The organism is Amycolatopsis keratiniphila subsp. keratiniphila (assembly GCF_001620365.2).
GTDB classification, from domain to species: Bacteria; Actinomycetota; Actinomycetes; order Mycobacteriales; family Pseudonocardiaceae; genus Amycolatopsis; species Amycolatopsis keratiniphila.
The window spans coordinates 273837-294308 of record NZ_LQMT02000012.1 but is presented as its reverse complement, the minus strand read 5'-3'; the positions used below and the strand labels follow the sequence as shown (position 1 = coordinate 294308).

General features: G+C 70.5%; 19 protein-coding genes. 8 read left to right on the top strand and 11 right to left on the bottom strand.

The features are described from left to right. Positions 1-157 precede the first annotated feature (157 nt). The 6 genes from AVR91_RS13050 to AVR91_RS13025 all read right to left on the bottom strand — a co-directional run bounded on the left by AVR91_RS13050 (position 158) and on the right by AVR91_RS13025 (position 5141). The gene (locus tag AVR91_RS13050) at positions 158-1480 is read right to left on the bottom strand and encodes an MCE family protein (RefSeq protein WP_063275105.1); all 1323 of its coding nucleotides are present in this window, start codon (positions 1478-1480) and stop codon (positions 158-160) included. An 8-nt stretch (positions 1481-1488) separates the two neighbouring features. Beyond that, on the bottom strand, positions 1489-2337 hold the full coding sequence (locus tag AVR91_RS13045; RefSeq protein WP_016332769.1) for an MlaE family ABC transporter permease: 849 nt from the start codon (positions 2335-2337) through the stop codon (positions 1489-1491). Position 2338: 1 nt separating this feature from the next. Next, positions 2339-3124 (bottom strand): MlaE family ABC transporter permease, encoded by a 786-nt coding sequence (locus AVR91_RS13040; protein ID WP_125688226.1) that lies wholly within the window; start codon positions 3122-3124, stop codon positions 2339-2341. 91 nt (positions 3125-3215) lie between these two features. Next, positions 3216-3977: a glucose 1-dehydrogenase gene (locus tag AVR91_RS13035; protein WP_063275043.1), complete on the bottom strand. Its 762-nt coding sequence runs from the start codon at positions 3975-3977 to the stop codon at positions 3216-3218. Between the two features lie 16 nt (positions 3978-3993). Beyond that, the gene (locus AVR91_RS13030) at positions 3994-4878 is read right to left on the bottom strand and encodes a 3-oxoacyl-ACP reductase (RefSeq protein ID WP_063275042.1); all 885 of its coding nucleotides are present in this window, start codon (positions 4876-4878) and stop codon (positions 3994-3996) included. Between the two features lie 71 nt (positions 4879-4949). After that, on the bottom strand, positions 4950-5141 hold the full coding sequence (locus AVR91_RS13025; RefSeq protein ID WP_063275041.1) for a ferredoxin: 192 nt from the start codon (positions 5139-5141) through the stop codon (positions 4950-4952). Positions 5142-5244: 103 nt separating this feature from the next. Between AVR91_RS13025 and AVR91_RS13020 the strand changes: the two genes are divergently transcribed. The 4 genes from AVR91_RS13020 to AVR91_RS13005 all read left to right on the top strand — a co-directional run bounded on the left by AVR91_RS13020 (position 5245) and on the right by AVR91_RS13005 (position 10181). Then, on the top strand, positions 5245-6426 hold the full coding sequence (locus AVR91_RS13020) for an acyl-CoA dehydrogenase family protein (RefSeq protein ID WP_063275040.1): 1182 nt from the start codon (positions 5245-5247) through the stop codon (positions 6424-6426). Positions 6427-6435: 9 nt separating this feature from the next. Then, entirely contained in the window at positions 6436-7509 is a 1074-nt protein-coding gene (locus AVR91_RS13015; protein ID WP_063275039.1) for an acyl-CoA dehydrogenase family protein, read from the top strand. After that, positions 7506-9017 (top strand): long-chain-fatty-acid--CoA ligase, encoded by a 1512-nt coding sequence (locus tag AVR91_RS13010; RefSeq protein ID WP_063275038.1) that lies wholly within the window; start codon positions 7506-7508, stop codon positions 9015-9017. Before AVR91_RS13015 ends, AVR91_RS13010 begins: the two co-directional genes overlap by 4 nt. A gap of 66 nt (positions 9018-9083) precedes the next feature. Then, the gene (locus AVR91_RS13005; RefSeq protein WP_063275037.1) at positions 9084-10181 is read left to right on the top strand and encodes an alpha/beta hydrolase family protein; all 1098 of its coding nucleotides are present in this window, start codon (positions 9084-9086) and stop codon (positions 10179-10181) included. Here AVR91_RS13005 and AVR91_RS13000 read toward each other — a convergent pair. Beyond that, entirely contained in the window at positions 10133-10738 is a 606-nt protein-coding gene (locus AVR91_RS13000; RefSeq protein WP_063275036.1) for a TetR/AcrR family transcriptional regulator, read from the bottom strand. The genes AVR91_RS13005 and AVR91_RS13000 overlap by 49 nt on opposite strands. Before the next feature lie 63 nt (positions 10739-10801). On the opposite strand from AVR91_RS13000, the gene AVR91_RS12995 reads away from it, so the two are divergent. Next, positions 10802-11239: an SgcJ/EcaC family oxidoreductase gene (locus AVR91_RS12995; RefSeq protein ID WP_063275035.1), complete on the top strand. Its 438-nt coding sequence runs from the start codon at positions 10802-10804 to the stop codon at positions 11237-11239. On the opposite strand, the gene AVR91_RS12990 is transcribed toward AVR91_RS12995, so the two are convergent. The 3 genes from AVR91_RS12990 to AVR91_RS12980 form a co-directional block, all read right to left on the bottom strand. Beyond that, entirely contained in the window at positions 11223-13916 is a 2694-nt protein-coding gene (locus tag AVR91_RS12990; RefSeq protein ID WP_063275034.1) for a bifunctional acetate--CoA ligase family protein/GNAT family N-acetyltransferase, read from the bottom strand. The two genes, AVR91_RS12995 and AVR91_RS12990, sit on opposite strands and share 17 nt — an antisense overlap. A gap of 2 nt (positions 13917-13918) precedes the next feature. Then, complete coding sequence (locus AVR91_RS12985; protein WP_016332757.1) at positions 13919-15091, bottom strand: acetoin utilization protein AcuC; 1173 nt, start codon at positions 15089-15091, stop codon at positions 13919-13921. A 211-nt stretch (positions 15092-15302) separates the two neighbouring features. Beyond that, positions 15303-16151: a sulfurtransferase gene (locus tag AVR91_RS12980; protein ID WP_063275033.1), complete on the bottom strand. Its 849-nt coding sequence runs from the start codon at positions 16149-16151 to the stop codon at positions 15303-15305. 108 nt (positions 16152-16259) lie between these two features. Between AVR91_RS12980 and AVR91_RS12975 the strand changes: the two genes are divergently transcribed. The 3 genes from AVR91_RS12975 to galE all read left to right on the top strand — a co-directional run bounded on the left by AVR91_RS12975 (position 16260) and on the right by galE (position 19228). Then, positions 16260-16979: a metal-dependent transcriptional regulator gene (locus tag AVR91_RS12975; RefSeq protein ID WP_083715628.1), complete on the top strand. Its 720-nt coding sequence runs from the start codon at positions 16260-16262 to the stop codon at positions 16977-16979. Beyond that, on the top strand, positions 16976-18157 hold the full coding sequence (gene galK, locus AVR91_RS12970) for a galactokinase (RefSeq protein ID WP_063275032.1): 1182 nt from the start codon (positions 16976-16978) through the stop codon (positions 18155-18157). Before AVR91_RS12975 ends, galK begins: the two co-directional genes overlap by 4 nt. A gap of 117 nt (positions 18158-18274) precedes the next feature. Beyond that, complete coding sequence (galE, locus tag AVR91_RS12965; RefSeq protein ID WP_143253999.1) at positions 18275-19228, top strand: UDP-glucose 4-epimerase GalE; 954 nt, start codon at positions 18275-18277, stop codon at positions 19226-19228. 164 nt (positions 19229-19392) lie between these two features. Here galE and AVR91_RS12960 read toward each other — a convergent pair whose 3' ends face one another. After that, positions 19393-20442 carry a DUF4192 domain-containing protein gene (locus AVR91_RS12960; RefSeq protein ID WP_063823167.1) on the bottom strand — a complete coding sequence of 350 codons (1050 nt, stop codon included), beginning with the start codon at positions 20440-20442 and terminating at the stop codon, positions 19393-19395. Positions 20443-20472: the final 30 nt, after the last annotated feature.

Sequence of the window (20472 nt, the reverse complement as noted above, 5' to 3'; positions counted from 1 at the left end):
AAGTGGCTTTCGCGACACGGCCGAAGCGCACTGGCGGCGCCTGGCGAGGCCAAACCGCGCCCGAGCCCGAAGCAACGGTCCGTGAAGGCCTCCTTCCCTACGCTCAAGGTAGGGAAGGAGGCCTTCACGGACCCGGACCCCACGTTCGGCACAGTCCTCATCGCAGTTCCACCTCCGCCCCGCGGTACAGCGGCCCCACCAGCAGGCTGCCCCAGTTCGGCACCTGGTCCGGCGTCGTGCCCATCGCCGGCGACACGAGCAGGTCGATCAGCCGCTGCTCGTCCGGCGAGTTCACCACCGAACCACCCGCGTTCCCGCCCGCGGGAATGGTCCCGTTCGAGGGCAGGCTGCCGTCGGGGTCGCGCGGCGGCGCGGGCTTCGACGATCCGTCGTCGATGGCGCCGTCCGGCGGGTACTGCGGCCAGCGGCCCGGCGGCGGGACCTCCGGGTAGCACCGGGGGCCGCGTTTGTCGTTGTACTTCGGCTCGTCGACGCCGGGCAGGTACTTGCCCCGGCTCGGCGTGAACTCGATCGTCACCCGGCTGACCTCGGGATGCGCGGTGCCCTTGCCGAACGCGAGTTCCGCGCGCGGCACCGATCCGGCGAGCTGTTTGAGCAGGCACGGGTACTCCGGCGCGTATTTCGCGAGGACGTCCAAAGTGGGCTGGAGGTTGGTGGTGAGGCGGATCAGGTTGTCCTGGTTGACCTTCAGGAAGCTCGTCAGGTCGATGGACGCCGCCGTCACGGTCGAGTAGACGTCGGCGAGACCGCGCTGGCTCTCCACCAGCGTCTTGCTCGTGGTGGTCAGATCCGAAAGCGCCGCCAGCAGATCCGGCGCGGCCTTGTCGTAGATCGCGGCGGCGTCGGCGACCCCGGTGATGTCGGCCTTGAGATCCGGCAATGACGGGTTCACTTTGCCCAGATACTCCGAAAGTCCGGCCATCGTCGCGCCGAGCTGCTTGCCCTGACCGTCCAAAGCGGACGCGACGGCGTTGAGCGTGCTGGCCATCTTCTCCGGCTGGACGGCCTGCAGCAACGGCATCACGTTGCCGAGCACGGTTTCCAGCTCGATCGCGCTGCTGCTGCGGTCCTGCGGGATGACGTCGCCCTCGGCGATGTGCCGCTCCGGCTTCTCCGGTACCTGCAAAGCGACATACCGCTCGCCGAACAACGTCTTCGGCAGCAGCCGCGCGGACACGTTGGACGGGATGACCGACGTCTTGTCCGGTTGCAGCGCCAGATCCATCGTCGCGCGGTCACCGTGGGCCTGGATCGACCGGACCTCGCCGACGACCATCCCCCGCACCTTGACGTCCGCGCCCTCGCGCATCTGGTTGCCGATGCGGTCTGTCTCCAGTTTCACCAGGGTCACCGTGGTGAAGGCCTTCTGGTAGAAGGCGATGGTGGTGACGAAGAACAGCACGACCACCACGAGGAAGATCAGCCCCAGCACCTGGTGCCGGAGCCGCTGCAGCAGCATCCTCCTGTTCACCCGGAAATCCTCACTGTCGTGGTGGCGCCCCAGATCGCGAGGCTCAGGAAGAAATCGAGCACCGAGATCAGCACGATCGACGTCCGCACCGCGCGGCCGACCGCGACGCCGACCCCGGCGGGCCCACCGCTGGCCGTATAGCCGTAATAGCAATGGGACAGGATGACGAGCACGCTGAAGATGATCACCTTGAGGAACGACCAGAGCACGTCCTCGGGCGGCAGGAACAGCGTGAAGTAATGGTCGTAGGTACCCGCGGACTGGCCGTAGAGCCAGATGGTGATCTGCCGCGAGGCGAGATAGGACGAGAGCAGGCCGACGGCGTAGAGCGGGATGACCGCGGTGACGCCGGCGATCACCCGCGTCGTCACGAGATACGGCATGCTCGGCACGCCCATCACTTCGAGCGCGTCGATCTCCTCGGAGATCTTCATCGCGCCGAGTTGCGCGGTGAACCCGCATCCGACGGTGGCCGAAAGCGCGAGCCCGGCCGAAAGCGGCGCGACCTCACGGGTGTTGAAGTAGGCCGAGATGAATCCGGTGAGCGCGGCGGTGCCGAGCTGGTTCAGCGCCGAATAGCCCTGCAGGCCGACGATGAGACCGGTGAACAGCGTCATCCCGATCATCACGCCGAGCGTCCCGCCGATCACCGCGAGCGCGCCGGTGCCGAAGCTGACCTCGGTCAGCAGGCGGAAGATCTCGCGGCCGTAGCGCCGGATCGTGCGCGGGGTCCAGGCCAGCGCGCGGAAGTAGAACGACAGCTGGCCGCCGAAACCTTCCAGCATCGCACCGGGACGCGCGATGATTTCGAGCGTCCGGTCGGAGACAGCGGGTTCGCCTGCCATGTCACATCGCCTTCGGCGGCACGATCCGCAGGTAGATCGCGGTCAGCACGACGTTGATCAGGAACAGCAGCAGGAACGTGATGACCACGGCCTGGTTCACCGCGTCGCCGACGCCCTTCGGCCCGCCCGCCGGGTTCAGCCCGCGGAACGCCGCGACCACCCCGGCGACGAAGCCGTAGAGGAACGCCTTGATCTCGCTGATCCACAGGTCCGGCACTTGCGCGAGCGCGTTGAAGCTGGCGAGGTACGCACCCGGCGTGCCGCCCTGCATGACGACGTTGAAGAAGTAACCGCCGAGCACGCCGACGACGCTGACCAAACCGTTCAGCAGCACCGAAACCACGATCGCGGCGAGCACGCGGGGCACGATCAGGCGCTGGATCGGGTTGACCCCGAGTACCTCCATCGCGTCGATCTCTTCGCGGATCTTGCGGGCGCCGATGTCGGCGCAGACCGCGCTGCCGCCCGCACCGGCCACCAGCAGCGCGGTGATCAGCGGGCTCGCCTGCTGCACGATCGCGAGCGCGCTCGCCGCGCCGGTGAACGACTGCGCGCCGATCTGCTGCGTCAGCGAACCCAGCTGCAACGCGATGACCGCGCCGAACGGGATCGCCACCAGTGCTGTCGGCAGGATGGTGACACTGGCGAAGAACCAGCACTGCTGGATCCATTCGCGGAACTGGAACGGTCGTTTGAAGATCGCGCGCAGCACTTCCCACGACAGGGTCGCGAGCCTGCCGACCTGTGTGAGCGCACCCGTACCGGGGACGGACACCGTCGCTCCCACAGAACCTCCCAGTCGCCTGCCCCGAGTCTTACTCCACCTGTCAACGCCCCATTGCGTTAGCGGTGTTCACTTTGCTCTCGGCACCTCCGCGTCAGAACTTGAGAGCGTGCGTCGCGGTCGCGCCGCCGTCGGCGACGAACTCCGCGCCCGTGCTGTACGAACTTTCGTCACTGGCCAGGAACAACACGAGTTTCGCGATGTCCTCCGGCTGCCCGACGCGGCCGAGGGCGACCTTCTTGCCCACCCACGACATGTCGACTTTCTGCCCGCCCGCGGCGGCGGCGACCATCGGGGTGTCGATCGCGCCGGGGTGGACCGAATTGACCCGGATGTTCTTCGCACCGAGTTCGAGCGCGGCGACCTTGGTCATCCCGCGGATCGCGAACTTGCTCGCGGTGTAGGCGACGAGGAACGGCATCCCGGCGAGCCCCTCCACTGAGGACACGTTGACGATGGAGCCGCCTCCGGCCCCGGTCATCGGTTCAACGACCGAGCGCATCCCGAGAAACGCCCCGATCTGGTTGACCCGGATGACGCGCTCGTAGTCGGCGAGCGTGGTCTTGCCCAGTTCCGAGAAGTGCAGGATGCCCGCGTTGTTGACCAGCACCGTCGGCGGGCCGAACTCCGCGTGGGTGCGCTCGATCGCCGCGCCCCATTCGGCCTCGTCGCCGACGTCGAGGTGCTGGTAGACGGCCGATTCGCCGAGATCGGCGGCGAGTTTCTTGCCGTCGAGGTCGTTGATGTCGGCGATCACCACACGCGCGCCCTCGGCGACGAACAGCCGTGCGGCCGCCTCGCCCTGTCCGCGGGCGCCGCCGGTGATCAGCGCTACCTTGCCGTCGAGCCTGCCCATCGTCATCTCCTCTGATTCACGGCAGCGACATGATCTCGGAGGCGGAGAACATCCGTTCCGGGTCGCGGTCGGCGAAGTAGCCGCCCACGCTGGTGGCGAGTTCGTCGGCGGTCCAGGTGCCGTTGACGGTGTCGAACCGCTGTTCCACCGACGGCGGCCGCATCAGCGCGACCATCCCGCCGTAGACGAGGAACACCTGGCCGTTGACGCGATCGGCGTCCGGCGAGCAGAGGAAGGACACGAACGGCGCGACGTGGTCGACCGAAAGCGGGTCGATCCCCTCCGGCGCGTCGGCGCCGAAGACGCCTTCGGTCATCGCCGTGCGGGCGCGCGGGCAGATCGCGTTGGCGCGGACACCGTAGCGGGAGAGGCCGCGCGCGGTGGAGACGGTCAGCGCGGCGATGCCCGCCTTGGCCGCGCCGTAGTTCGGCTGGCCGGGGGCGCCGAGCAGGAACGACTCCGACGCGGTGTTGACCACCCTGCCGTACACCGGCGCGCCGTCCACTTTGGACTTGTCACGCCAGTACGCCCCGGCGTTGCGCGAAAGCAGGAAATGCCCGCGCAGGTGGACGCGGAGCACCGTGTCCCATTCGTCGTCGGTCATCGAGAAGAGCATCCGGTCGCGCAGCACGCCCGCGTTGTTGACCAGCACGTGCAGCCCGCCGAAGTGGTCGACGGCGGCGGTGAGCAGCGCGTCGGCCGTCGCGGATTCCGACACGTCGCCGGTGACCGCGATGACCTTGCCGCCCTCGGCCTCGATCTCGTCGGCCACCGCCTGTGCGGCGGCGGACACGTCGTTGACCACGACCGACGCTCCCGCGGCGGCCAGCGCCAGCGCCTCGGCCCGGCCGAGTCCCGCGCCGGCGCCGGTCACGATGGCCGTCTTGCCGTCCAAACTCACTCCAGGCCTCCTTGCCTCTCCGCACACACTAGAATCTGTTCTTGCTCGATGCAAGCATTAAATGAACGGTGCTAACCACGTATGAGCAGGGCGTTCTTCGGACAGCTCGCCACAGCTTGAGTAACACGTTCTACTTGATTCTGCGGAACTTCTCCCGACGCGAGGACCAGCTCCTCGTCGTCGTCGAGATCGAAGACCTCGGGCGCGAAGCCGACACAGATCGCGTTCGCCTCGCAGAGCGAGCGATCGACGCCGATCTCCATATTCCCTCCTCGCCGCCACACCTGGTACAACTAGAACAGGTTCTACCCTACCGCCGCGAGCGGCCATGGCACCAGTAACGAGCACCGACGGCAGAGGTGACGGATGCGGATCGACTACACGCCGGAGCAGCGGGCACTGGCGGGCGAACTCCGGGAGTACTTCGCCGGGCTGATGACCCCGGAGCGCCGCGAAGCTCTGGCCGGCGACGGCGGCGAGTACGGCAACGGCCTGGTGTACAAGGAAATCGTTCGCGACCTCGGCCGTACGGGCTGGCTCGCGATCGGCTGGCCGCGCGAGTACGGCGGGCAGGACCGGCCGATGCTCGACCAGCTCATCTTCACCGACGAGGCGGCCGCGGCCGGGGTGCCCGTCCCGTTCCTCACGGTGAACACCGTCGGACCGACGATCATGCGTTACGGCACCGAAGAACAGAAGGCGTTCTACCTGCCGAAGATCGCCGCGGGCGAGCTGCACTTCGCGATCGGCTACTCCGAACCGGGCGCGGGCACCGATCTGGCGGCGCTGCGCACCCGCGCGATCCGCGACGGCGACGACTACGTCATCAACGGCCAGAAGATGTGGACGAGCCTGATCGAGTACGCCGACTACATCTGGCTGGCCGCCCGCACCGATCCCGACGCGCATCGGCACAAGGGCCTGAGCATGCTGATCGTGCCGACGTCGGCCCCCGGTTTCTCCTGGACGAAGGTGCACACGGTCGCCGGACCGGGCACGAGCGCCACCTACTACGACGACGTCCGCGTCCCGGTGACCTCCCGGGTCGCCGGGGAGAACGAGGGCTGGCCGCTCATCACGAACCAGCTCAACCACGAGCGGGTCGCGCTGACCTCGGCCGCGCCGATCCAGACGTCGCTGCGCGAGGTGCGCGCCTGGGCGCAGACCACGAAGCTGCCCGACGGCACCCGCGTCGCCGACCAGCCGTGGGTGCGGCTGCACCTGGCGCGGATCCACGCCCACGCCGAGTACCTCAAACTGCGGAACTGGCGGATCGCCTGGGCCGCCGCGAGCAGCGAGCTGGGCCCCGAGGAGGCGTCGGCGACCAAGGTGTTCGGCACGGAGTTCGCGACCGAGGCCTACCGGCTGATGATGGAGATCCTCGGCGCGGGCGCGGTGGTCCGCGAGGGCTCCCCCGGCGCCCAGCTGCGCGGCCGCGTCGAACGGCTGCACCGCTCGTCGCTGATCCTCACCTTCGGCGGCGGCGCCAACGAGATCCAGCGGGACATGATCGCCGCGACCGCCCTCGGCCTGCCCGTCACGCGCTAGGAGATATCGATGGACTTCACGCTCACGGAAGCGCAGCGGGACCTCGCGTCGCTCACGCGCCGGATCCTGACGGACAAGGTCACCCCAGAGGTGCTGGGACCACACGGTTCCGGCGGCTTCGACGCTCCACTGTGGACTTCCTTGGCCCAGGCGGGCGTGCTCGACGCGGCGCTCCCGCAGTCGGTCGGTGGAGGCGGGTTCGGGCTGCTGGAGCAGTGTTCGGTACTGGCCGAAATCGGCCGCGCGGTCGCGCCCGTGCCGTATCTGACCTCGGTGGTCATGGGCGCGGCGGCGGTCGCGGAATTCGGGGACGGACAGCTCGCCGAACGCTGGATCGTCCCGGTCCTGCGCGGTGACCACGTCCTCGCGGTGGCGTTGCCGGATTACGGCGTGCCGTGCGGTTTCACCGCCGAGGCCGACGGCGACGGCTGGCGGCTGACCGGCGCGCAGACCGCGGTGGCGTCGGGCGCGTTCGCGCACGGGTTCCTCGTCGAAGCCGCCATCGACGGCGGTCGTCAGGTGTTCCTGCTCGACCGGGACGCCGCGACGGTCTCGCCGCAGCGGACCGTCGATCATGCCGACGCGGCGCTCGTCGAACTGTCCGGCGCGAAGGCCACGGCCTCGCTGGGCGACGTCGGCGAATGGCTGCGGCTCCGGGGCACGGTCGGCGTCTGCGCGCAGCAGCTCGGCGTCGTCGAACGGGCGCTGGAGCTGACCGCGGCGTACGCGCGGGAACGCAAGCAGTTCGGGCACCTGATCGGGAGCTTCCAGGCGGTGCGGCAGCGGCTCGCCGACGCCTACGTCGACGTCGAAGCCGTCCGGCTGACGTTGTGGCAGGCCGCCTGGCGGCTGAGCGAAGGGCTTCCGGCGGCCGAAGAGGTCGCGACCGCGAAGTTCTGGGCGGCCGAGGCCGGGCACCGTGTCGCACACACCGCCGTGCACATCCACGGCGGGGTCGGCATCGACGTCGACCACACGCTGCATCGCTACTTCGTCGCGGCGAAACGGCTCGAGTTCACCCTCGGCGGGGCGACCGCGCAGCTGGGCGGGCTCGGCGATCTCCTGGCCGCGGCCCCGGCATGACCCCCACGGTCACGGAACTCCTGCTCGCGCGGGCGGAGGACCGCTCGACCGGGTTGCTGTTCGAGGACCGGCGCTGGACCTGGGCCGAACATGTCCAGGCCTGCGCCGGCCACGCGGCCGCGCTCGCCGGGGCCCTGCGTCCCGGCGGACATTTCGGCTTGCTGGCGGACAACGTCCCCGAGTTCTCGTTCCTGCTCGGCGGGGCGGCGCTCTCGGGGCACGTGCTGGTCGGCCTGAACCCGACGCGCCGGGGCGCGGCGCTGGCCCGTGACATCGCGCTGGCCGACTGCGAGCTGGTGTTCGCCGAGGAGAAGTACCTTCCGCTGCTGTCCGAAGCCGGCGTTCCGGTGCTTCCGCTGAGCGATCTCGAACCGGCCCGCGAGGCCGTCGTGCCGGTGACCGCGAAACCCGAAGACCTGCTCATGCTGATCTTCACCTCCGGCACCAGCGGCGACCCGAAGGCCGTCCGGTGCACCCACGGCAAGATCGCCTACCCCGGCGAGATGCTGGCGACGCGATTCGGTCTGTCCACAGAGGACACCGTCTACGTGTCGATGCCGATGTTCCATTCCAACGCCATCATGGCGGGCTGGTCGGTCGGGCTCGCGGCGGGTGCGGGGATCGCGCTGCGACGGCGGTTCTCCGCCTCCGGCTTCCTTCCGGACGTCCGGAAGTTCGGGGCGACATACGCCAACTACGTCGGCAAGCCATTGTCCTATGTGCTCACCACCCCCGCACGGGACGACGACGCCGACAACCCGCTGAAACTGGTCTACGGCAACGAAGGCGCGGAAGCCGACCTCGCCGCCTTCGGCAGGCGGTTCGGCTGCCACGTGGTCGACGCCTTCGGCTCGACCGAAGGCGGAGTGAACTTCGGCAGGGACGCCACCACCCCGCCGGGTTCGCTCGGCCGCCTGCTCGACGGCGTGGCCGTCCTTCATCCGGAGACCGGGAAACCCTGTCCCCCGGCGGAATTCGGCGAAGGCGGGAAGTTGCTCAACGCCGCCGAAGCGGTCGGCGAACTGGTCAACACCGGTGGCCCCGGATTCTTCGCCGGGTACTACGGCGATCCCGAGGCCGAGGCCGAGCGGATGCGCGACGGGATGTACCACACCGGCGACCTGGCGTACCTCGACGCGGACGGTTACTGCTATTTCGCGGGCAGGCTCGGCGATTGGCTGCGTGTCGACGGCGAGAACCTCGGCACCGCCCCGATCGAACGCGCGCTCCTGCGGCATCCCGCCGTCAGCGAGGCGGCCGTGTACGGCGTCCCGGATCCGCGAGTCGGCGACCAGGTGATGGCCGCACTGGTCTGCCGGGCACCGATCGACGCGGACGAGTTCGCCGCTTTCGTCGCCGCACAAGGTGATCTGGGTCCGAAGCAGCGACCGAGGTTCGTCCGCGTGCTCGACGCGCTGCCGCGGACGGCCACGCACAAGGTGCTCAAACGGGAACTGGCCGCGGACGGCACGACCGACGCCTGGGAAGTCCGCTACCCCCGGCGCTGATCCCAGGGTCGGGACCGGTGATCTTCCCGATGTCCGCGGCCGGGCGCGCTCCCTACGTTCGGTGCCATGAAACGAACAACGCGCCGCATCGGCGTCCTCGCCACCATGCTCGCCCTCCCCGCCGTCCTCCTCGCACCGTCCGCGTCGGCGGCGCCCGTCCGCTTGAGCCTGCCCGCGCCGACCGGCCCGTTCGCGGTCGGCAGCACCGACCTCCACCTGATCGACCACTCCCGCCAGGACCCGTGGGTTCCCGGCACCACAAGGGAATTGATGGTCACCGTCCGGTACCCGGCACTGCCGAGCGGGAAGCCGAAAGCACCGTACATGGCGCCAGGCGTCGCGAAGGTGGTAGCCGAAGGCGACGCCGCCAAACTGGGCATGCCGTCGGACCGCCTCGACTACCGCTTCCCCACCCACTCCCGCGTCGGTGCGCCCGCGATCGGCGGCAAGCGGCCTGTCGTGCTGTATTCGCCCGGGGGCACGTTGTCGCGTTCGCACGGCACCACGCACCAGGAACAGCTCGCGAGCGAGGGCTACGTCGTGGTGGCCATCGACCACACCCACGAAGCGGAAGCGGTGGAGTTCCCGGGCGGCCACGTCGAGAAGAAGGCCCTGCCGCCGTCGAGTATCGAGGTGTCGAAACGCGTGATCGAGACCCGCGTACGAGACACGCGTTTCGTCCTCGACTCGCTCGGCCTCACCCAGGCCGGCATGTTCGGACACTCCGCCGGCGGATTCACCGCGGGCGAGACCATGGTGAGCGATCGGCGCGTCGTCGCCGGGGCGAACCTGGACGGCAGTATGGCCCACTCACAGTCTCAGCGGATCTTCGGCCGTGTCGCCGACGAGGGACTGGACCGGCCCTTCCTGCTGATGAGCGCCGGCGACCACAGCGCGGCGTCGGACGCGTCCTGGCAGGAGTTCCAGCGCAATCAGCGCGGCTGGACCGGGGAAACGCGGCTGCCGGACGGTGAGCACTTCAGCTTCACCGACTATCAGACTCTGCTGCCGCAACTGGGGAACGCCCCGGCCGCGTTCGTCGGCACCATCGACCCGGCGCGAAGCGTCGCCGTCCAGCGTGCCCGGCTCTCGGCGTTCTTCGCCGAGCACCTGCGTCACCGAAGCAGCGACGCGACCAAGGTCTCCTTGAGCCAGGCTTCGTAGTCGTCGTGACTCCACCCGGCCTCGGCGACGAGGCTGGTGTGGACGTCGGCGCTCATCAGCGCCACGGCGATGTCCGTGGCCCTCGGCGCCAGGCTGCGGCCGCTCTTCCGGACGCGGTCCATGACCATCTCGACGCCGAGCCGGTTGCGCCGCGCGCCCTCCGCCTGGGTCGCGGCGATGTCCGGATCGACGGCGGCACCGGAGCTCAGCATCGCGACGATGTCCCCGCAGCGTTCCCGGACCTGGCGGGCGACCGTGGCCAGCAGGCCGAGCAGCGCGACCGGATCCTCGGTCCGCTGCGCCTCGGCGACGAGGTCGGGAATCCCGGCCTCGTCGTCGAGGAGGTCGACGAGACCGCCGAGGACACCGGCCTTCGACCCGAAGTGCGCGTAGATGGTCTGCGGGGCGACCCCCGCTTCCTGGGCGATGAGGCGGATCGGCGTCCGCGCGTACCCACGCTCGGCGAACAGGCCGCGGGCCGCCGTCAGGATCGTGCGCAGCGTCAGCGCCTCACGCCGATCGCGCAACCGGACGATGCCGGGAAGGTCCGCCGACATGTATGCTCCTCGAAAGTTGGAACGTTGTTCTAAATAATGGATCGTTGTTACAGGAGGATAGCGATGACCACCGAGGAGATCATCACCGCACTGGAATGTGCCTGGAACGCGGGCGACGGCGAGGCGTGGGCGGCGAACTTCGCCGAGGACGCGGATTTCGTCGACGTCGTCGGCCGGATCCAGCGCGGCCGCGCGACGATCGCGCGCGAGAGCCAGAACATCTTCGACACCATCTACCGGGGAAGCACGCTGCGGATCCGCCAGGTGTCGAGCCGCCCGCTCGGCGGCGGGTTCGACCTCGTGCACACCGCGACCGTGCTGACCATCCCCGCCGGCCCCCTCGCCGGGGAGAAACAGGCGGTGCAGACGAAACTCGTCCGTGACGGGCGGATCGTCGCGTTCCACAACACCATCCGGGGCGATATCGCGACGTTCACCCATCACGACGAGGACCTCGCGGCCCGCGCGCCCCAAGAGTGGGAGCTCAAGCAGGGGCGTTGATCGGCCGCAGCCGTCGCGGCCCGGTGTCGGGACGGGACGGTGGCGGGCCGAGCACGATCCGGGCGTTGGCCACGAAAGCGCCGTCCGGCGAGGCGAGGATCGGGTCGAGCGTCATCGACCGGACCTCGGGGTTGTCCTCGGCGAGCGCCGCGACGCGCAGCACGATGTCCTGGAGCGCGGCCAGATCCGCCGGTTCGTCGCCGCGGTAGCCGGTGAGCAGCGGTGACGTCCGCGGTTCGCGCAGCAGGGTGGCTGCGTCGACGTCGGTCAGCGGGACGGCGCGGTAGGCCCGGTCCCCCAGCAGCGTGCTGACCAGACCGGAGAGCCCGAACGACACGAGCGTGCCGAACGACGGGTCGTCCTGCAGCCCGATCACGCAGGACAGCCCCTTGGGCGCCATCCGCTGGACGTAGACGTCGTCGTCGCCGGAGATCTCCCGCAGGTCGAGGTACGCCCGGCGCACTCCGTCCACAGAGGACAGATCGAGCCGCACCCCGGCGAGGTCCGGCCTGCCGCGCAGCCGTTCGTCGACGGCCTTGAGGGTGACCGGGAAGCCCAGGTCCTTGGCCGCTTTCACCGCTTCGTCCGCGGACGTCACGACCCGGAACGGGACGACGTCGATGCCGTAGCAGCCCAGGAGCCGGACCACGTCGTCGTCGGAGAGCAGCGTGGTCTTGCCGTCCTCGGCCGCCAGCAGTTCGCCGACGATCACCTGCGCCTGCTCGGCGTGCAGGCCGGCGGGCCGCACCAGGTTGCCCTGCGGCCGCTGCCGCCAGGCGGCGTAGCGCACGACCCGCGCGAGCGCGTTCACCGCGCGTTCCGGGCTCGGGTACGACGGGACCGAACCCCGCGTCGGCACGCCGTCCTCCGACAGCACGGCCAGCTCGTCCGGCACACCCTCGACGGCGAGGAAGGTCGACACGATCGGCTTGTTCTTGTCCATCTCGACCACGGCTTCTCGCAGCGCACGGGCGTAGGCGGTGCCGGGGATCGCCAGAGGCGGCACGAAGACCACGACGAGCGCGTCGGTCTCCGGGGAGTTGAGCGCCTCGCGCACGGCGGCGGCGAATTCCTCCGGGCTCGCCTGCGGCCCGACGTCGACCGGATCGGCGGTCAGCCGGAGACCGTGTGCCCGCGCGGTGTCGGCGGCGAGCAGCCCGATGGCGCTGGAGTTGCCCACGATGGCGATCCGCGGGCCGGCGGGCAGCGGCTGGTGGGCGAAGACCAGCGCGGTGTCGAAGAGTTGCGCGAGGGTGTCGACGCGGACGACGCCCGCCTGCTCGAACAGGGCCTGGACGCTGGACTCGTCGACCTCCGCCGAGGTCGCGGCGAGCTGCGGGCGGACGGCGTGCCTGCCGGATTTCACCGCCACCACCGGCTTCGTCCGCGCCAGCCGCCGCGCGAGCCGCGCGAACTTGCGCGGGTTGCCGAACGATTCCAGGTACAGCAGGACGAGGTCGGTCGCCGGATCGGTCTCCCAGTACTGGAGCAGGTCGTTGCCCGAGACGTCGGCCCGGTTCCCCGCCGAGACGAAGGTGGAAAGCCCGAGGCCGCGTGCTTCGGCGTCGGCCAGGATCGCGGTGCCCAGCGCGCCGGACTGGCAGAAGAACCCGGTGCGGCCACGCGCGGGCAGCCGGGGCGCGAGGGTGGCGTTGAGCCGGACCGAGGCGTCGGTGTTGAGCACACCCAGCGCGTTCGGGCCGACGACGCGCATTCCGTGCGCCCTGGCTTCCCCGACCAGCCTCAGTTCCGCGTGCAGCCCGTGCGGCCCGGCCTCGGCGAACCCGCCGGAGACGATCAGGAGGGTCTTGACCCCCTTGGCCAGCGCACCGTCCAAAACGGACTCGACGGCCTCGGCGGGGACGGCGACCAGCGCGAGGTCGACGTCTTCCGGGATGTCCACGACGGACGGATAGGCACGGACACCGCGGACGGATTTGTGCTCCGGGTTGACCGGGTAGACCGTGCCGGCGAAGTCGGCGCTGAGCAGGTTGGTCAGGGCGACGTAGCCGATCTTCGTCGGATCGGTGGACGCGCCGATCACCGCGACCGACTTCGGATGCAGCAGGTTGTGCACGCTGCGGGCCTCCGCGGCCTGCTCCCGGGAACGGGCGACCGCGAGCGACTCCTCGGTCGGGTCGATGTCGAACTCCAGGTGCAGCACGCCTTCTTCGATCTCGCGGCTGACCTGGTAGCCCGCGTCACGGAACACCCGGACCATGCCCGCGTTCTCGGCGAGCACCTCGGCGACGAAGCGGCGCAGCCCGGATTCCGAGGCGGCCGCGGCCAGATGCTCCAGCAGGATCGACCCGAGCCCGCGGCCCTGGTGGGCGTCGTCGACGACGAACGCGACCTCGGCCGACGGTCCCTGTTCGAGCCGTTCGTACCGGCCGACCGCGACGATGTCGTCGCCCAGCAACGCGACGAACGCGACCCGGTCGTGGTGGTCGACGACGGAGAACCGTTCGAGGTCGCGCTGCGGGATCCGCGGATAGGCACCGAAGTACCGGAAGTACCGGGTGCGTTCGGACAGCCGGCCGTGGAAGGCGACCAGCCCGTCGGCGTCGCTCGGGATCACCGGGCGCAGGTGCACCGTGCCGCCGTCGGAGAGCAGGACGTCGGCCTCCCACTCACGCGGGTAGTCGTAGGGGTCGCGCTTGGTGTCCTCACTGGCCATGTTCAGTCCCTCGGATCGTCCGGATCGAGGCCGTGCAGGGGGAAGATCGCGCGGCGGGTGTCGCGGATGGCGATGTCCACCGGCTCGTCCTCTCCGTCCCCCCAGGGGACGAAGGCGGTGTCGCGGTCGTCGGACATGCCGGGCGGGATCTCGGCCTTCGGCGCCGCCCTGGTGATCGACGCGACCCAGTTCGGCGGCAGCGACGTCGCCGGGTCGACGTCGCGGTCGAGCACGGTGGCGAGCAGATGGGTCCAGGACCGCGGCACCACCCGGATCAGCTGGTAGCCACCGCCGCCCACGGCCAGCCAGCGGCCGCCGGTGTGCGTCTCGGCCAGTTCGCGCAACCGCCGGTAGATCGCGCGATGGCCGTCCACGGAGAGCGAGAGATCCGCCAGCGGGTCTTCCTCGTGCGAGTCGACGCCGCACTGGGTGACGAGGATCTGCGGCCGGAACTGCTCCAGCAGCGACGGCACCACCGCCTCGAACGCCCGCAGCCAGCCACCGTCACGGGTGCCGGGCGGCAGCGGCAGGTTGACCGAGGTGCCCTCGGCCCCACCCTTGCCGATCTCCGCCGAGTAGCCCGTACCCGGCCACAGCGTGAACGGGTGTTGGTGCAGCGAAACGGTCAGCACCCGCGGGTCGTCGTAGAACGCCGTCTGCACACCGTCGCCGTGATGGACGTCGGTGTCGACGTACGCGACGCGCTCGAAGCCGTGGTCCAGCAACCACGAGATCGCCACCGAGCAGTCGTTGTAGACACAGAAGCCCGACGCCTTGCCCGGCATCGCGTGGTGCAGCCCGCCGGCGATGTTCACCGCCCTGGTCGCCTCGCCCTCGGCGATCTTCCGCGCGGCCAGCAGCGTCGACCCGACGACCAGCGCGGAAGCCTCGTGCATCCCGGTGAACACCGGGTTGTCCTCGGTGCCGAGCCCGTGCGCGAAGTCGGCACCGGTCATCGGCGCCTGCCGGACGGCCTCGATGTACTCGCCGAGGTGCACGCGGCGCAACTCGTCCTCGCCCGCCGGGCCGGGGATCAGCAGTTCGACCCCGTCGAGCACGCCGAGTTCGGTGGCGAGCCGGATGGTCAGTTCGAGCCGCACCGGATTGAACGGATGCTCGCCGCCGAGGTCGTAACCCAGCAGCGAGGAGTCCCATACGACGGCCGGTGCTCGCATGGTCCGAACTCTAGTGCCCTGCGCCGGAAATACGGTGCTTATCCCGGTGGATCCAGGTTTCCGACGGCAAGGCGCCGGTTCGTCCTCGTACCGGGTCGTACTCGGGCGAACCGGCGACGCGGCCGTCGGGAAGCTGGGCCGCCGGGATACGCGCCGGATTTCCGACGCAGGGCACCAGTGCCCGAACGCGGCTCGTGCGCCGTTCCGCGGGTCAGCCGGGCAGATCCCCCGTGGCCACCGGGCGCTCCGGATCGCGGGACCAGTGCGACCACGAACCCGCGTACAGCGCGGCCGGCTCCGGGTGACCGGCGACCTCCAGCGCGAGCACGACCGACGAGGCGGTGACGCCCGATCCACAGTAGACACCGACCGGTGTCTCCGGGGCCACGCCGAGCCCCTCGAACCGCTCGGCCAGCTCCGAGGCGTCCCGCCAGCGGCCGTCCTCCCCGACGTGCCCGGAGAAGGGCGCGTTGACCGCGCCGGGGATATGCCCGGCGCGCGGGTCGATCGGCTCGGTCTCCCCCGCGTACCTCGGCCGCGCCCGCGCGTCGAAGAGCAGCCCGTCCCTGGCGAGCGTGGCGGCCTCGGCCGCGTCGAGCACCGGCATGCCGCCAGGCTCGACGACGATGTCGCCCTCCTCGGGGGACGGGACCTCGTCGGTGAGCGGGCGCTCTTCCCCGGCCCACGCGGCGAACCCGCCGTCCAGCACGGCGACCTCGGTGTGCCCGGCCCAGCGCAGCAGCCACCACGCCCGGGCCGCGACCGAACCGTCGGAGTCGTCGTAGACCACCACCGGGTGACCGGCGCGGACGCCGGCCGCCCGCAGATGCCGCTGCAGCGTCTCCGGTTCGGGCAGCGGGTGACGGCCGCCCTCCCCCGGCTCCCCGGCGAGCGCCGTGTCGAGATCGACGTACACCGCGCCCGGGAGGTGTGCCTCGCGGTAGGAATCGGCGCCGGGCGGCCCGGCGAGCCGCCAGCGGACGTCGAGGATTACTGAGCGTGCGGATTCCGGCCCGGAGAGCTGCTCGGCGAGTTCGCTGGTGGTGATCATGGGGCGCATGGGCCCATCTTCCCGTGACACACGGCTCCATGCCCAGCTTGGGGGACTTTTCCCGCCTCGGCGCTTGTTCTCCCCACGCCTGCGTCGCTGTCGGTGCCAGCGACTACGATGAGCAACGCGGACGAAGGGGACAGCGTGAACGATCTCATCGACACCACAGAGATGTACTTGCGTACCATCTACGAGCTCGAAGAAGAAGGTGTCGTCCCGCTGCGGGCCCGGATCGCGGAGCGGCTGCAGCAGAGCGGCCCGACCGTGAGCCAGACCGTCGCCAGGATGGAGCGCGACGGACTGGTCGTGGTCGCGGACGACAGGCACCTGCAGCTGACCGAGCACGGTCGCGAACTCGCCATCGCGGTCATGCGCAAGCACCGGCTGGCCGAGCGCCTCCTGGTCGATGTCATCGGCCTGGAATGGGAGCACGTCCACAACGAGGCCTGCCGCTGGGAACACGTGATGAGCGAGGCCGTCGAGCGCAAGCTGGTCAAGCTGCTCGACCACCCCACCACGTCGCCCTACGGCAACCCGATCCCGGGGCTGGACAAGCTCGGTGACGGCGATCCCGCCCCGCCCGCCGAGGCCGACCTCGTGCGGCTCGACGAGTTCGCCCGCATGGGTGGCGGCGAGGTCGAGATCCGCCGTATCGCCGAGCACGTGCAGCTGGACGAGACGCTGATGACGGAGCTCAAGTCGGTCGGCATCGTGCCCGGCAGCCGGGTGAAGGTCGGCAAGACGGCGCCCGGCGGGACCATCGAGGTCACCGGCGGGACCAGCACCGCGCAGGTGCCCGTCTCGGCGTTGCACGCCGTGCTGGCGCAGGCCAGGTGAGCGCCGCGTCCGACGCCGCGGAGACCTTCCAGGCCCTCCACGGCCGGGCTCCGGCCGGCGTCTGGTCCGCACCGGGCCGGGTGAACCTGATCGGTGAGCACACCGACTACAACGACGGTTTCGTGCTGCCGTTCGCCCTCCCGCACCGGCTCGCCGCTGCGGCGACGCCGCGCGAGGACGGTGTGCTGACCGTGGCCACCCTCGGCTCGGACGGCCGGGTGCAGGAATCCGGCCCGCTCACCATCGCAGATCTGCGGCCCGGCTCGGTCGAGGGGTGGGCCGCGTACCCGGCCGGGGTCGCGTGGGTCCTGCGGGACCAGGGCCTCGGCGGCGGCGCGGACGTGGTGATCGCGGGGGACGTGCCCTCGGGGGCGGGCCTGTCCTCCTCCCACGCGCTCGAATGCGCGGTCGCGCTCGCCCTCCTGGGGCTGGCGGGCATCACCCCGGGGACCGGCGCGGGCGCGCCGACCCTGCACGAGGTGGCCCGCTGGGTGCAGCGTTCGGAGAACGACTTCGTCGGGGCGCCGACCGGCCTGCTCGACCAGACCGCTTCCCTGTGCTGCACGGAATCGAACGTGCTGTTCCTCGACGTCCGCTCCGGCGAGATGGAGCAGGTGCCGTTCCCACTGGAGGAATCCGGCGTCCGGATCCTGATCATGGACAGCCGCACGAAACATTCGCACGCCGAAGGCGGCTACGGCGAACGTCGCAGGGGCTGTGAACGCGCCGCGGAACTGCTCGGGGTGAAGGCGCTGAGGGACATCGGCGTCGACGGGCTGGACACCGCGCTCGCCAAGCTGCCGGACGAGCTCGTGCCGCTGGTGCGCCACGTGGTGACGGAGAACCAGCGCGTCCTCGACACCGTGGACCTGTTGCGCGCGGGCCGGATCACCGAGATCGGCCCTCAGCTGGACGCCTCGCACATGAGCATGCGCGACGACTACCGGATCTCCACCCGCGAGCTCGACCTCGCCGTCGATTCGGCCCGCGAGGCCGGGGCGCTCGGCGCGCGGATGACCGGCGGCGGCTTCGGCGGATCGGCGATCGCACTGGTCCGGGAGTCCGATGTGGACACCGTGGGCCGAGCGGTGAAGGCCGCGTACGAAGCCGCGGATCTGCGCCACCCCAGGCTGTTCACCGCCGTGCCGTCGCGTGGCGCGGGCCGCGACGGGCTTTAGCCGCCGCACCACCCCCGGGCGCGCAGCGTGCCCGGGGGCGAGGACACTGGGCCGCGACCGCATCCGCAGCAGAAAGGCGCGAACGTGACCGACGAACCGACCAAGACCCTGAAGCTGATGGTGACGGGCGGAGCCGGTTATGTGGGCAGTGTCTGCGCGGCCCGCCTCATCGAGGCCGGGCACGACGTCACCGTGGTCGACGACCTCTCCACCGGGCACGCCGACGCGGTGCACCCGGACGCGACCTTCGTCGAGGGCGACGCCGCCGAGGTCGCCGGGCGCCTGCTCGGCGACGGCTTCGACGGTGTCCTCCACTTCGCCGCCAAGTCGCTGGTCGGCGAATCGATGACGGATCCGGCGAAGTACTGGGAAGGCAACGTCCTGACCTCGCTCCGCCTGCTCGAAGCGATGCGCGACCACGGCACGAAGCGGCTGGTGTTCTCCTCCACCGCGGCCACCTACGGCGAACCCGAGTCCTCCCCCATCCCGGAGACGGCGCCGACCCAGCCGACCAACACCTACGGCGCGACGAAGCTGGCCATCGACCACGCGATCACGTCGTTCTCGCGCGCCCACGGCATCGCCGCGGTCAGCCTCCGGTACTTCAACGTCGCCGGTGCCTACGGCTCCTTCGGCGAGCGGCACACCACCGAAACCCACCTGATCCCCCTCGTGCTCCAGGTCGCCACCGGGGACCGCGAGCGGATCCAGATCTTCGGTGACGACTACCCGACCGCGGACGGCACCGCCATCCGCGACTACATCCACGTGGTCGACCTCGCCGACGCGCACCTGCTGGCCCTGCGGCACGCGGCTGACGGCGAACACCGCATCTACAACCTCGGCAGCGGCACCGGTTTCTCGGTGCTCGAGGTGATCGAGGCCTGCCGCCGGACCACCGGTCACGAGATCCCCGCCGCGGTCGCGCCGCGCCGCGCGGGCGACCCGTCGGTGCTCGTGGCCTCCAGCGAGCGGGCCGGTGACGAACTCGGCTGGAAGCCCGAGCGCACCGACCTCGACGGCATCGTGGCCGACGCGTGGGCGTTCACCCGGTCCCGCCGGAACGTCTGAGTGCCTGTTGGTGAACCCGCGTCCGCGATCGACGTCGGCAGGGCGCGACCTGGTCGTCCACGTCACGGATGCGTACGAGGCGCCCTGCCACCGCGATAGCGGGGCCTTCGGCCGGGCGGGTTCACGCGTCTGGCGACTTTCCGGACGTAACCTCAGCTCCGCCATCAGGCTCTGAGCCTGATCTCCGGTGGCCCTTCGGCCTGCTGCCGCAGGACCACCTCGATCAGGTCGGCCGGCGGCACCATCGCGTTGAGGGCCGTGCTCAGCAGCTTCGCCAGCCCGTGCCCGGGGTCGGCCTCACCGGCCCTGGCCAAGGCCATCCCGGCGGTCGCCAGGTCGCCTCGGACATAGGCGGCGTGCGCCTTCAGGACGAGCGCCTCGGCCGCTTCGGGTGCCGGGAGCTCCCGGGCCAGGGTGAGCCAGAGGTCCTCCGCCGCGCGGGCGAGCGCCGAATCCGCCGGGACGGCCGTGAGCAGGCAGGCGCCACGGACCTCGACCAGGGAAAGCGCCCAGGCCAGCCGGACGGCCTGGTCGTCGGTGATCACCCGGTCCCCGCCGTCGGCACGGGTGAGGGCGGCGTTCACCTCGGCGACTCCGGCCGGGACGGGATCTGCCCCTCGCCACGGCGGATCGGCCATCCTGGTGAGGAGATCGGCCCGTCTGGCGAGGGTCTCCGGCTCGACGGGGTCGAAGAGCCGCTCGACCTCGTCCCGGCTCGTATGGGTGACGTGCCCGGCACCGGTGACGACCGCGGCGGCCACCGAGTCACGAGGATCCGGCAGGAGACCGCCACAGGTTCTTTCCCGGTAGCAGCCCCAGCGCACGTCGGCGGCGATCCGGGGCGCCCACACCGAATGCGTCACCGAGATCTCGTACTCGGCCAGCGCGGCTTCCAGGCGGCGGACGAACCGGCGGCGCGGGGGCCGTCCCGCCTTGTTCGCGGTGCCACCGCCGACCACCGCGAGGGTGGCACCGGTGTGACCGGACACGGCGAGCCTGATCGCCAGGTCACGCGCCTGGTCTTGTTCCAGGCCGGGCGGCGGCAGGTCCACGCGCATGACGAGGCCTTGTTTCATCCGTCCCGGGCCGCGCAGGCCGAAGACGACGACGGAATCCTCGGGGTGGAATCCGAGGAGGTACGGGATCGCGGCGAGCAGGTCCGCCGGATCCGTGAGATCGACCTTGGTCCTGCCGGTCGGGGTGGAAGTGGTCATGCCCCCACCCTGCGGCGGGAATGGGGCCGC

Bases quoted from the DNA above. Each gene is read 5' to 3' on its own strand.
- AVR91_RS12980 (WP_063275033.1), bottom strand. From the start codon at position 16,151: ATGCGCCCCATGATCACCACCAGCGAACTCGCCGAGCAGCTCTCCGGG.
- AVR91_RS12975 (WP_083715628.1), top strand. From the start codon at position 16,260: ATGAGCAACGCGGACGAAGGGGACAGCGTGAACGATCTCATCGACACC.
- AVR91_RS12985 (WP_016332757.1), bottom strand. From the start codon at position 15,091: ATGCGAGCACCGGCCGTCGTATGGGACTCCTCGCTGCTGGGTTACGAC.
- AVR91_RS13005 (WP_063275037.1), top strand. From the start codon at position 9,084: ATGAAACGAACAACGCGCCGCATCGGCGTCCTCGCCACCATGCTCGCC.
- AVR91_RS12990 (WP_063275034.1), bottom strand. From the start codon at position 13,916: ATGGCCAGTGAGGACACCAAGCGCGACCCCTACGACTACCCGCGTGAG.
- AVR91_RS12960 (WP_063823167.1), bottom strand. From the start codon at position 20,442: ATGACCACTTCCACCCCGACCGGCAGGACCAAGGTCGATCTCACGGAT.
- galE (WP_143253999.1), top strand. From the start codon at position 18,275: ATGGTGACGGGCGGAGCCGGTTATGTGGGCAGTGTCTGCGCGGCCCGC.
- AVR91_RS12995 (WP_063275035.1), top strand. From the start codon at position 10,802: ATGACCACCGAGGAGATCATCACCGCACTGGAATGTGCCTGGAACGCG.
- AVR91_RS13000 (WP_063275036.1), bottom strand. From the start codon at position 10,738: ATGTCGGCGGACCTTCCCGGCATCGTCCGGTTGCGCGATCGGCGTGAG.
- AVR91_RS13050 (WP_063275105.1), bottom strand. From the start codon at position 1,480: ATGCTGCTGCAGCGGCTCCGGCACCAGGTGCTGGGGCTGATCTTCCTC.
- AVR91_RS13010 (WP_063275038.1), top strand. From the start codon at position 7,506: ATGACCCCCACGGTCACGGAACTCCTGCTCGCGCGGGCGGAGGACCGC.
- AVR91_RS13045 (WP_016332769.1), bottom strand. From the start codon at position 2,337: ATGGCAGGCGAACCCGCTGTCTCCGACCGGACGCTCGAAATCATCGCG.
- AVR91_RS13035 (WP_063275043.1), bottom strand. From the start codon at position 3,977: ATGGGCAGGCTCGACGGCAAGGTAGCGCTGATCACCGGCGGCGCCCGC.
- AVR91_RS13020 (WP_063275040.1), top strand. From the start codon at position 5,245: ATGCGGATCGACTACACGCCGGAGCAGCGGGCACTGGCGGGCGAACTC.
- AVR91_RS13025 (WP_063275041.1), bottom strand. From the start codon at position 5,141: ATGGAGATCGGCGTCGATCGCTCGCTCTGCGAGGCGAACGCGATCTGT.
- AVR91_RS13015 (WP_063275039.1), top strand. From the start codon at position 6,436: ATGGACTTCACGCTCACGGAAGCGCAGCGGGACCTCGCGTCGCTCACG.